General features: G+C 73.9%; 7 protein-coding genes. 4 read left to right on the plus strand and 3 right to left on the minus strand.

The genetic code is table 11. The features are described 5' to 3' along the window. Positions 1-9 precede the first annotated feature (9 nt). Positions 10-1,857, minus strand: coding sequence for a serine hydrolase (locus ACIGW2_RS26810; protein WP_399846569.1), 1,848 nt, complete (start codon positions 1,855-1,857; stop codon positions 10-12). Between the two features lie 171 nt (positions 1,858-2,028). Here ACIGW2_RS26810 and ACIGW2_RS26815 point away from each other — a divergent pair, with 171 nt between their 5' ends. From ACIGW2_RS26815 to ACIGW2_RS26825, 3 genes are all read left to right on the plus strand, one after another. Continuing rightward, a complete protein-coding gene (locus ACIGW2_RS26815) occupies positions 2,029-3,138 on the plus strand; it encodes a nitronate monooxygenase (protein ID WP_361582124.1) in 1,110 nt (369 codons plus the stop codon). Beyond that, the gene (locus tag ACIGW2_RS26820) at positions 3,135-4,682 is read left to right on the plus strand and encodes an acyl-CoA synthetase (RefSeq protein WP_399846572.1); all 1,548 of its coding nucleotides are present in this window, start codon (positions 3,135-3,137) and stop codon (positions 4,680-4,682) included. The genes ACIGW2_RS26815 and ACIGW2_RS26820 overlap by 4 nt, the downstream gene beginning before the upstream one ends. A 173-nt stretch (positions 4,683-4,855) precedes the next feature. Beyond that, complete coding sequence (locus ACIGW2_RS26825) at positions 4,856-5,974, plus strand: calcium:proton antiporter (RefSeq protein WP_391655365.1); 1,119 nt, start codon at positions 4,856-4,858, stop codon at positions 5,972-5,974. Here ACIGW2_RS26825 and ACIGW2_RS26830 read toward each other — a convergent pair. Next, positions 5,964-8,375, minus strand: coding sequence for a penicillin acylase family protein (locus tag ACIGW2_RS26830; protein WP_391655366.1), 2,412 nt, complete (start codon positions 8,373-8,375; stop codon positions 5,964-5,966). The two genes, ACIGW2_RS26825 and ACIGW2_RS26830, sit on opposite strands and share 11 nt — an antisense overlap. Positions 8,376-8,531: 156 nt before the next feature. On the opposite strand from ACIGW2_RS26830, the gene ACIGW2_RS26835 reads away from it, so the two are divergent. Then, positions 8,532-10,061 (plus strand): fatty acyl-CoA synthetase, encoded by a 1,530-nt coding sequence (locus ACIGW2_RS26835; protein WP_399846574.1) that lies wholly within the window; start codon positions 8,532-8,534, stop codon positions 10,059-10,061. Positions 10,062-10,075: 14 nt separating this feature from the next. Here the strand turns inward: ACIGW2_RS26835 and paaK are convergent, their stop codons facing one another. Next, positions 10,076-11,365, minus strand: a complete 1,290-nt coding sequence (paaK, locus tag ACIGW2_RS26840; protein ID WP_391655368.1) for a phenylacetate--CoA ligase PaaK — start codon at positions 11,363-11,365, stop codon at positions 10,076-10,078. Positions 11,366-11,445: the final 80 nt, after the last annotated feature.

Here is an 11,445-nt window from a genome sequence, read left to right on the forward strand (position 1 = left end):
CGCGCGCGCTCAGTCCGCCGAGGCCGTCCATCCCGCCGCCTCGATCCGGACCCGGTCCGCCGGGCGGGCCTCGTCGAAGAGGGGGCGGCCCTCGGGGTCCAGGAGGCGCAGCGCGTCCACGTAGACGCCGCGGCCCACGTAGCGGCGGTCCGTCGTGCACCGCCAGCGGAGGCGCGGGGGCGTCGCGGCCCAGGCGGTCAGGTCGGCGGTGAGGGCGTGCCAGCGGCGGCCGGACCAGCCGGTGAGGGCGCCGGTGGGGTGCTCCTCGGCGGGGGTCGTGGTGGTGAAGGGGACGGGGGCCCAGGTGGCGCCGCCGTCGGTGGAGGCCTCCAGGACGGCGAAGTCCGCGCCCGGTTCGGTGTCCCACCACACGGCGCACTCCAGGCGCGCCGCTCCGGGGACCTCGGGAAGCGTGAGGGTCGCCGTGGTGGCGCTCGCCATGCCGGAGAACCATGCGGTACGGCCCCGGGCCGGGCGGACCGGGACGGCGCGGGCGAGCGCGTCGGCGGCGGCCACCCGGGGCGCGGAGCCGGAGCGCCAGCTGCGCACCGGGTGGACCGAGTTGCCGAGGACGACGAGGAAGGAGTCGGTGGTCGGGTCCAGGACCAGGCTGGTGCCGGTGAACCCGGTGTGGCCGGCGGTGCGCGGCGTGGCCATCGCGCCCATGTACCAGTGCTGGTAGAGCTCGAAGCCGAGCCCGTGCTCGTCGCCGGGGAAGGCGGTGTTGAAGTCGGTGAACATCAGCTCGACGGAGGCGGGGGAGAGGATCCGGGCGTCGCCGTAGGCCCCGCCGTTGAGGAGGGTGCGGGCGAGGACGGCGAGGTCCCAGGCCGTGGAGAACACACCCGCGTGGCCCGCCACCCCGCCCATCGCGAAGGCGTTCTCGTCGTGCACCTCGCCCCGGACCATGCCCCGGTCGAGCCCCGACCAGGGCGTGCGGGCGTCCTCGGTCGCGGCGATGTCGGGCCGCCAGGAGAGCGGGGGATTGAACCGCGTGCGGTGCATCCCGAGCGGAGCGGTGATCTCGGTCCGGAGCAGCTGATCCAGAGGGCGACCGGTGATCTCCTCCAGGACCAGTTGCAGCGTGATCAGGTTCAGATCGGAGTAGAGGTAGACCGTGCCGGGCGGGTTGGCCGGCTTCTCGTTCCACAGCAGCCGCAGCCGCCCCTGGCGGGTCGGCTCCTTGTAGAGCGGGATCCAGGCCCGGAACCCCGAGGTGTGGGTGAGCAGCTGACGGACCGTGACGTCCTGCTTCCCGCCGCCCCCGAACTCGGGCAGGTACGCCGTCACCCGCTCCTCCAGGGCCAGCGCCCCGCGCTCGATCTGCTGCACCGCGAGCAGCGAGGTGAACAGCTTGGACACCGAGGCCAGGTCGAAGACGGTGTCCTCGCGCATCGGGACGCGCTCGGCCTCCGGCAGCTCGACGCCCGTGTCGGTCTTCTCGTCGTACGCCGCGTAGCGCACGGCGAAGCCGATCGGGCGGTGCAGGGCCACCGTCCCGCCGCGCCCGGCGAGCAGCACCGCGCCCGCGTACCACGGGTGGACGGGGGAGGGGCGCAGGAAGGCCTCCGCCTCGGTGACCAGCCGGTCGAGGTGCTCCGGCAGCAGCCCGGCCCGCTCGGCGGAGCCGTGCCGCAGCGTGGTGCGGCGCGCCCCGCCGCCCTCGCCGCCCGCACCGGCACCCGTCCCCGCCCCCGCCCCGGCGTCCGGATCGGGAGCCGCCGCGGCCCCCGGCACCGTACCGATCATCAGCGCACCTCCCAGGGCGAGGACCCCGCCGCCGAACGCGCGGCGGCTCGGACCCCGGTTCGCCCCGCTCGACTCGTCCCTCGTGCCGTCGGTCATGCCGTCCGTCATGCCCACCCTCTCCCACCGCTCCCTGAAAGAAAACTTCGGCCACTCCGGCAAGATCTGAAACTTTCCTACCGGAGTCGCCCGGACGGCGGAAGCGGGCGGCGCGGCAAAGAATCTGACACTGCATCAGAAAATCTCTTCCCTCGCCACGGGAGCTGCGGCATCCTGCCGCCCATGAAGACGGAGCTGAGTCGCACCCTGGGGATCGAGCACGCCATCTTCGGCTTCACGCCCTTCCCCGCGGTGGCCGCCGCCATCACCAGAGCGGGCGGGTTCGGCGTCCTGGGCGCCGTCCGCTACACCGCCCCCGACGAACTCGCCCGCGACCTCGACTGGATGCAGGAGCACACCGACGGGCTGCCCTACGGCCTCGACGTCGTCATGCCCGCCAAGAAGGTCGAGGGCGTCACCGAGGCCGACGTCGAGGCGATGATCCCCGAGGAGCACCGGGCCTTCGTCCGCGAGACCCTCGCCAAGCACGGCGTCCCCGAACTCGCCGAGGGCGAGGCCTCCGGCTGGCGCATCACCGGCTGGATGGAACAGGTCGCCCGCAGCCAGCTCGACGTCGCCTTCGACTACCCCATCAAGCTGCTCGCCAACGCCCTCGGCTCCCCGCCGCCCGACGTCGTCGCCCGCGCCCACGAGCACGGCGTCCTCGTCGCCGCCCTCGCCGGCAGCGCCCGGCACGCCCGCCACCACGCCGAGGCCGGCATCGACGTCGTCGTCGCCCAGGGCTACGAGGCCGGCGGCCACACCGGCGAGATCGCCTCCATGGTCCTCACCCCCGAGGTCGTCGACGCCGTCTCCCCGCTGCCCGTGCTCGCCGCCGGCGGCATCGGCAGCGGCGAGCAGATCGCCGCCGGTCTCGCCCTCGGCGCCCAGGGCGTCTGGCTCGGCTCGCTCTGGCTCACCACCACCGAGGCCGAACTCCACTCCCGCGCGCTGACCGAGAAGCTGCTCGCCGCCGGCTCCGGCGACACCGTCCGCTCCCGCGCCCTGACCGGCAAGCCCGCCCGGCAGCTGCGCACCGAGTGGACCGACGCCTGGGACGACCCGGCGGGCCCCGGCCCGCTGCCCATGCCGCTCCAGGGCCTGCTCGTCGCCGAGGCCGTCTCCCGCATCCAGAAGTACGAGGTCGCGCCGCTGCTCGGCACCCCGGTCGGCCAGATCGTCGGCCGGATGAACTCCGAGCGCAGCGTCCGGCAGGTCTTCGACGAGCTCACCCGAGGCTTCGAGAAGGCCGTCGACCGGATCAACCGCATCGCCGGAAGGAGCACGCCGTGACCGAGATCCCCAACGGCTTCTGGGCACAGGCCGGCGCCGACCCCGACCGGACCGTGATCACCGCTCCGGACGGAGAGCGGTGGTCCGCCGGCCGCCTCCACACGGCCGCCAACCAACTCGTCCACGGCCTGCGCGCGGCCGGCCTGGAGCGCGGCGACGCCTTCGCCGTCGTGCTCCCCAACGGCGTCGAGTTCTTCACCGCCTACCTCGCCGCCGCCCAGGCCGGCTTCTACCTCGTCCCCGTCAACCATCACCTCGTCGGCCCCGAGATCGCCTGGATCGTCGCCGACTCCGGCGCCAAGGTCCTCCTCGCCCACGAACGCTTCGCCGAGGCCGCCACCGCCGCCGCCGAGGAGGCGGGCCTCCCGGCCGGGCAGCGCTACGCCGTCGGCACCGTCCCCGGCTTCCGCCCGTACGCCGAACTCCTCGACGGCCGGCCCGGCCACCCGCCCGCCGACCGCACCCTCGGCTGGGTCATGAACTACACCTCCGGCACCACCGGCCGGCCCCGCGGCATCCGCCGCCCGCTGCCCGGCAGGACGCCCGAGGAGTCGCATCTCGGCGGCTTCCTCGGCATCTTCGGCATCAGGCCCTTCGACGGCAACGTGCACCTGGTCTGCTCGCCGCTCTACCACACGGCCGTGCTCCAGTTCGCCGCCGCGGCCCTGCACATCGGCCACCCGCTCGTCCTCATGGACAAGTGGACCCCCGAGGAGATGCTCCGGCTCATCGACACCCACCGCTGCACCCACACCCACATGGTGCCCACCCAGTTCCACCGGCTGCTCGCCCTGCCCGAGGAGATCCGCCGCCGCTACGACGTCTCCGCCATGCGCCACGCCATCCACGGCGCCGCGCCCTGCCCCGAGCACGTGAAGCGCGCCATGATCGACTGGTGGGGCAGCTGCGTCGAGGAGTACTACGCGGCCAGCGAGGGCGGCGGTGCCTTCGCCACCGCCGAGGACTGGCTGAAGAAGCCCGGCACCGTCGGCCGCGCCTGGCCGATCAGTGAACTCGCCGTCTTCGACGACGACGGCAGACGGCTCGGCCCCGGCGAACTCGGCACCGTCTACATGAAGATGAACACCGGCGGCTTCCGCTACCACAAGGACGAGGCCAAGACCGCGTCGAACCGCATCGGCGACTTCTTCACCGTCGGCGACCTCGGCCTCCTCGACGAGGACGGCTACCTCTTCCTCCGCGACCGCAAGATCGACATGATCATCTCCGGCGGGGTCAACATCTACCCCGCCGAGATCGAGGCCGCGCTGCTCGCCCACCCCGCCGTCGCCGACGCCGCGGCCTTCGGCATCCCGCACGCCGACTGGGGCGAGGAGGTCAAGGCCGTCGTCGAACCCGCCGAGGGCCACGAGCCCGGCCCGGCGCTCGCCGCCGCCCTCCTCGACCACTGCGCCGCACGGCTCGCCGGCTACAAACGCCCCAGGTCCGTGGACTTCACCGCCCACATGCCCCGCGACCCCAACGGCAAGCTCTACAAACGCCGCCTCCGCGACCCCTACTGGGAGGGCCGCGGACACATCTAGGGTCGTCCGCGGCCCCGCCCGCCGGCCGCGTCAGCCCTTCAGGGGCAGCACGATCAGGCGCATGGTGTCCGTACCGGCGTACGTGACGAACACGCCCGCACGCCCCGCCCCGCCGGGGTGCCTGCCCGCGGCGCGGAGCAGGCATATCAGCCCGTTGTGGCAGGATTCGGGGCATGAGTTCGAGCACCGCAGGACGGACAGCAGCGGCACGTCAGTGGACCACCTGGGGGCCGGTCGTCGCCGCCGTCGGCCTCGCCCTCGGCTGGGGGCGTCACGACCTACCCGGCTTCGCGGTGGTGCTCATCGTGATCTGCCTCTTCGCCGCCGTCCTCTCGGCGGTCCACCACGCCGAGGTCATCGCGCACCGGGTCGGCGAACCCTACGGCTCGCTCGTCCTCGCCGTCGCCGTCACCGTCATCGAGGTCGGACTCATCGTCATGCTGATGACCGGCGGCGGCGACAAGGCCTCCAGCTACGCCCGGGACACCGTCTTCGCCGCCGTGATGATCACCTGCAACGGCATCGTCGGACTGTCCCTGCTGGTCGGCGCGTTGCGCAACCGCACCGCCGTCTTCAACGCCGAGGGCTCCGGCGGCGGGCTCGCCCTCGTCTGCACCCTGGCCACCATGACCCTGGTGCTGCCGACCTTCACCACCAGCCACCCCGGGCCCGAGTTCTCCACCGCCCAGCTGGCCTTCGCGGCCGTCTCCTCGCTGCTCCTGTACGGCGTGTTCGTCGCCGTCCAGACCGTCCGGCACCGCGACTACTTCCTGCCCGTGCTCCGCCCCGGCCAGAGCGGCCACCAGTCCGAGGAGGAGCACGCCGAGCCGCCGACGGCCGGCGCCGCCTGGTTCAGCCTCGGCCTGCTGCTCGTCGCGCTCGTGGCCGTCGTCGGCAACGCCAAGCTCATCTCGCCCACCATCGAGGACGGCGTCGAGTCCGCGGGCCTCCCCAAGGCGGTCGTCGGCGTCGTCATCGCCCTCATGGTGCTGCTGCCCGAGACCCTCGCCGCGGTCCGCGCCGCCCGCCGGGACCGCGTGCAGACCAGCATGAACCTGGCCTACGGCTCCGCCATCGCCAGCATCGGCCTCACCATCCCGTCCATCGCGCTCGCCTCCGTCTGGCTCGACGGGCCGCTCGTCCTCGGCCTCGGCCCGCTCCACATGGTGCTGCTCGTGCTCACCGCCGTGGTGAGCGCCCTGACCGTGGTGCCAGGGCGCGCCACCCTCCTCCAGGGCAGCGTCCACCTCTCGATCTTCGCCGCCTTCGTGTTCCTGTCGTTCAGCCCCTGACCCGCACCACCCGCAGCGCGGGCGAGCGCAGCACGTCCTTCTCGCAGAACCGGGCGGTGACCCAGCGCTCGCCCGAGAACAGCCGGGTCTGGTCGCTGAAGTGGGCGGAACCCGGGTCGGAGGACTGGGAGTACGACAACAGGGTGCGGGCCACCGGACAGCCGCTGCCGTCCCAGCCGACCGCCTGCACATGGCTCGTGCCGTGCGCGACCTCCGTGTAGCCGCCGCCCGCCGGGTTCCACACCGGCTCGGTCTTGTTCCAGACGCCCAGCGACTCGGTGCCGCCGCTCACCGGGATCCGCTCCCCGTTCCGCACCACGAACTGGTGCGCGCCCAGCGGTGCGTCCAGCGCGATCCCCGCCGCGCGCAGCTCCGCCACCGCGCCCCGGAGCGCCTGCGCGAAGGCCGGGGAGCCGGTGTTGAGGGTGTGCGGGGTGCGCACCGGGTCGGCCGCCGAGAACGGCACCAGCCACTGGTCGGCCGGCTTCGCCGTCCCCGTGAACCGGCGCCAGAAGCGGTCGAAGAGCAGCGCGCCCCGGCTGTCGGTGTTCACCGTGCGGTCCCAGGCGCCGATCACCCGGCACGCCTCCGGGTCGTCCGCGAGCACGGCCGCGCAGGCCTTCGCGGCGTCCGCCGCCGCCAGGTCGCCGGCCGGCGCCCGGTTCGCGAACTGCTGCCGCTGGAGGTCCGCCACCGTGAGCCCGCCGCGGCCGGCCATCGCCGCCACGTCCTCGATCGCGCCCCGGGTGCGCAGCGAGCGCTGCGTCCCGACGGTGCCGAAGATCCGCTCGTACCCGGTGAGCGGCCGGTCGGCATGGGCCAGCCAGGCGCTGTCGTTGGAGTTCTCCACGTACGGGGCGTCCCGCAGCACCGGCATCCGGGCCGGCCCGAACACGCCCGGCTGCACCGCGTCCGGGTCCGCGCCGAGCGCGCAGTCACCGCGCGAGCCGTCGAGCACCGCGACGCCCGAGGCCGGATAGGTGACCCGGCCCAGCGGGGTCGAGCAGCGCCGCGCCAGCTCGTCGGTGATCCGGGGCAGCACCTGCGCCTGGGTGAAGAGGGTGTGCCCGCCCGCGTCGGCGGCGATCGTGTTCACCCACGGCAGGCCCTGGGTGCGGGCCAGGGCCCGCTCCACGTCCCGGGTCGAGCGGGACTTCGCGAAGCCGAGCGCGGTGTCGGAGGCGCGCAGGTTCGCCGCGTTGGGGTCGTTGAGCGCGTACGCGGTGCTCGTCGTCCACGGCAGCGGCAGCCCCGCACCGAGGTTCGCCAGCACCGGTCCGTAGCGCGTCCACCACTGGGTGCGGGTCACCGGCGCGCCGTCCCGGACCGGCACCGTGACCGTCCGCCGGGTCATCGGCTCGGACCTGCCGTCCACCAGGTAGGCGGTGGGGTCGGCCGGGTCGAGCGTCAGCTGGTGGAGGTTCAGCGGTACGCCCGTGGCGACCGTGTGGCTCCAGGCCACCTTGTCGGTGAAGCCGATGTTCACCACGGTGGTGCCCAGGAGCGAGGCGCCGGAGACGTTCAGCTCGCCGGGGATGGTCTGCTGCGACTGCCAGAAGCGGCGCCCGCCCTGCCACGGATAGTGGGGGTTCCCCAGCAGCAGCCCGCGCCCGCCGGCCGTGACCGAGCCCTGGAACGCGACGGCGTTGGAGCCCATCGTGGCGTTCTCGGCGGCGAACAGGGCACGGGCCGCCTCCGCCGTGCGCCCCGGGTCCGGCGCCGCTGCCGGTGCCGCCTCCGCCGTGCCCGGAGCGGGCGGCCGGGCGGCGGTGATGCCGTCGACGCCCCGGCCCTGGCCGCCGAGCACCGACACCGCCCAGCCGCGCCGCGCCACGTCGAGCGCGGTCACCGGCCGCACCCAGGCGGCCCCCGCGCACGCCGGGTCGGTGATCCGGTTCTGGCGCAGCCAGGCGTTGTAGCCCGCGGCCCAGCCGCGCATCAGCTCCTTCAGCTGCCGGCTCGGCCCGGCCGGGGCCGGAGCGGCGAGCAGCGCCTCCACGGTCCCGGCGTCCTTGACCCCGCGGAAGAACAGGTCGCTGGACAGGTTCCCGGTCGCCGAGGACAGCGAGCCGTCGGGCGCGCCGTCCGCGCCGAAGTGCCGGGACCGCTCGCCGTTCACCGTCACGAAGCCGTCGGCGAGCACGCACACCTGGTCGGCCGCCTGCGCCCAGCCGGTGCCGAAGCCCAGGCTCGCGTAGTCCTTGCCGACGATGTGCGGGATGCCGTACTCGGTGTACCGGATCACGGCCGACAGGCCCCGGTCCGAGGGATGCCGCTCCCGGCCGCCGCCGCCCGGGTCGGCGGCGGCCGGCGCGGGCAGCGAGGCGGTCACGGCTGCGAGCGCCGCGCCGAGCACGGCCAGCCGCCGCAGGCGGGCGGGGAAGAGGGTGCGGAGGTGCAAGGTGCCTCCCAACGGACGGACGTGAACTGCCGGTTGGGCCATCCAGGCAGCTAAGCGCTTGCTTTGTCAACAGTCCGTTCGGTACCCGTGGTCCGTGCCCCGCGGGCCGGTCCCGGTACTTGACCGGCCGTCACCGCCGCCGCAGGATCTCCAGCCATGGAACGAGAGCTGCTCACCCGCACCGTCGACGGCGTGCTGCGCGCGAGCGCCCGCCGCGTCCCCGGCCGGACCGCCGTCCGCTACGGCGACCGCGTCTGGACCTACGCCGTGCTGGACGCCGCCGTGTCGACCGCCGCGGCCCGGCTGCGGGAGGGCGCGCTCGGCGCCCGGCTCGCCCCGGGGGACCGGGTCGCGACCTACGGGCACAACTCCGACGCGTACCTCATCGCCTTCCTCGCCTGCGCCCGCGCCGGACTGGTGCACGTCCCGGTCAACCACCACCTCACCGGCGAGGACCTCGACTACCTGCTGCGCCAGTCGGGCAGTTCCCTCGTCCTCGCCGACCCGGCCCTGGCCGACCGGGTGCCGGCCGGCCCGCCGGTCCGCGCGCTGCGCGACACCGGGGACTCGCTCCTCGCGGCGCTCGCCGAGCCCGTGCCGTACGAGCCGGCGGACGACTCCGGCACCCTCGTCCAGCTGCTCTACACCTCCGGCACCACGGCCCTGCCCAAGGGCGCGATGATGACCCACCGGGCCCTGGTGCACGAGTACGCGAGCGCGATCGAGGCGCTCGACCTGCACGAGGACGACCGGCCGGTGCACTCGCTGCCGCTCTACCACTCGGCGCAGATGCACGTCTTCCTGCTGCCCTATCTCGCCGTCGGCGCCGAGAGCACCATCGTCGACGCCCCCGACCCGGCCGTCCTCTTCGACCTGGTCGAATCCGGCCGCTGCGACAGCCTCTTCGCGCCCCCGACCGTCTGGATCGGCCTCGCCCACCACCCGGAGTTCGCCACCCGCGACCTCTCCGCCCTCCGCAAGGCCTACTACGGCGCCTCGATCATGCCCGTCCCGGTCCTGGAGGGCCTGCGCGCCCGGCTGCCCGGCCTGCGCTTCCACAACTGCTTCGGGCAGTCCGAGATCGGCCCGCTCGCCACCGTCCTCGGCCCCGACGAGCACGAGGGCCGGATGGACTCCTGCGGCCGCCCGGTCCGCCACGTCGAGGCGCGGGTCGTGGACGAGCACGGGAAGGACGTCCCCGACGGCACCCCCGGCGAAGTCGTCTACCGCTCCCCGCAGTTGTGCACCGGCTACTGGGACAAGCCGGAGGAGACCGCGGCCGCCTTCCGCGACGGCTGGTTCCGCTCCGGCGACCTCGCGGTCCGCGACGCCGAGGGCTACTTCACGGTCGTCGACCGGGTCAAGGACGTCATCAACTCCGGCGGCGTCCTGGTCGCCTCCCGCCAGGTCGAGGACGCCCTCTACACCCACCCGGCCGTCGCAGAGACCGCCGTCGTCGGCCTCCCGGACCCCCGCTGGATCGAGGCCGTCACCGCCTTCGTCGTCCCCCGCGCCGAGGTCACCGAGGCCGAACTCCTCACCCACGCCCGCGAGAAGCTCGCACACTTCAAGGCCCCGAAGCGCATCGTCCTGGTCGACGCCCTGCCCCGCAACGCGAGCGGCAAGATCCTGAAGCGGGAGCTGCGGGACCGGTACGGGGAGGGGCGGGGCACCGTCGGGTCGTAGCCGCCCCGCCCGCCTCAGTGGTCCGGGCGGAGGTCCACGATGCGCTTGATCTTGCCCACCGAGCGTTCCAGGGTCTCCGGGTCGACCACCTCCACCGTCACCGTGACGCCGATGCCGGCCTTCACCGCCGCGGTGATCGCGCGGGCGGCCTCCGCGCGCTGGTCGGGGGAGGCGTCCGGGCGGGCCTCGGCGCGGATCGTGAGGGCGTCGAGGCGGCCCTCACGGGTGAGGCGGAGCTGGAAGTGCGGGGCCACGGCCGGGGTGCGCAGGACGATCTCCTCGATCTGGGTGGGGAAGAGGTTCACCCCGCGCAGGATGACCATGTCGTCGCTGCGCCCGGTGACCTTCTCCATGCGGCGGAAGACCCGCGCGGTGCCCGGCAGCAGCCGGGTGAGGTCCCGGGTGCGGTAGCGCACCACCGGCATGGCCTCCTTGGTGAGCGAGGTGAACACCAGCTCCCCCTCCGCGCCGTCCGGCAGCACCTCGCCGGTGACCGGGTCCACGATCTCCGGGTAGAAGTGGTCCTCCCAGACGTGCAGTCCGTCCTTGGTCTCCACGCACTCCTGGGCCACGCCCGGCCCCATCACCTCGGACAGGCCGTAGATGTCCACCGCGTCGATCCCGAAGCGCTCCTCGATCTCGCGGCGCATCGCCTCGGTCCACGGCTCGGCGCCGAAGATGCCCGTCCGCAGCGAGGTGGACCGCGGGTCCACGCCCTGCCGTTCGAACTCGTCGAGCAGGGTCAGCATGTACGAGGGCGTGATCATGATGATCTCGGGCCGCAGGTCCTGGATCAGCTGGACCTGGCGGGCCGTCATGCCGCCGGAGGCCGGGATCACCGTGCAGCCGAGCCGCTCGGCACCGTAGTGCGCGCCCAGGCCGCCGGTGAAGAGCCCGTATCCGTAGGCCACGTGCACGGTCTGGCCCGGGCGGCCGCCGGCCGCGCGGATCGAGCGGGCCACCACGTCCGCCCAGGTGTCCAGATCGCGCTGGGTGTAGCCGACCACGGTGGGCCGCCCGGTGGTGCCGCTGGAGGCGTGCAGCCGGCGGATCTCGGACCGGTCGACGGCGAACAGCCCGTACGGGTACTGCTCGCGCAGATCGGCCTTCACGGTGAAGGGGAAGCGCGCCAGATCGGCCAGCGAGCCGCAGTCCTCGGGCCGCACCCCCGCCTTGTCGAAGGCCTGCCGGTAGAAGGGCACCCGGGTGTAGACGTGGTGCAGGGTCGCGCGCAGCCGCTCCAGCTGGAGCGCCGCCAGCTCCTCGCGTCCGAGCCGCTCGCCCGCGTCCAGCAGATCACTCATGCGCCACTCCCTCGCCTCGGGCCGCGCGCTCGCGCCACCTTGCGTAAAACGGGCGACCGATCATTCGGTCGTTGCGTCCG

Origin of the sequence: Streptomyces sp. NPDC053541 (genome assembly GCF_044544705.1) — a bacterium.
In the GTDB taxonomy this organism is placed as follows: Bacteria; Actinomycetota; Actinomycetes; order Streptomycetales; family Streptomycetaceae; genus Streptomyces.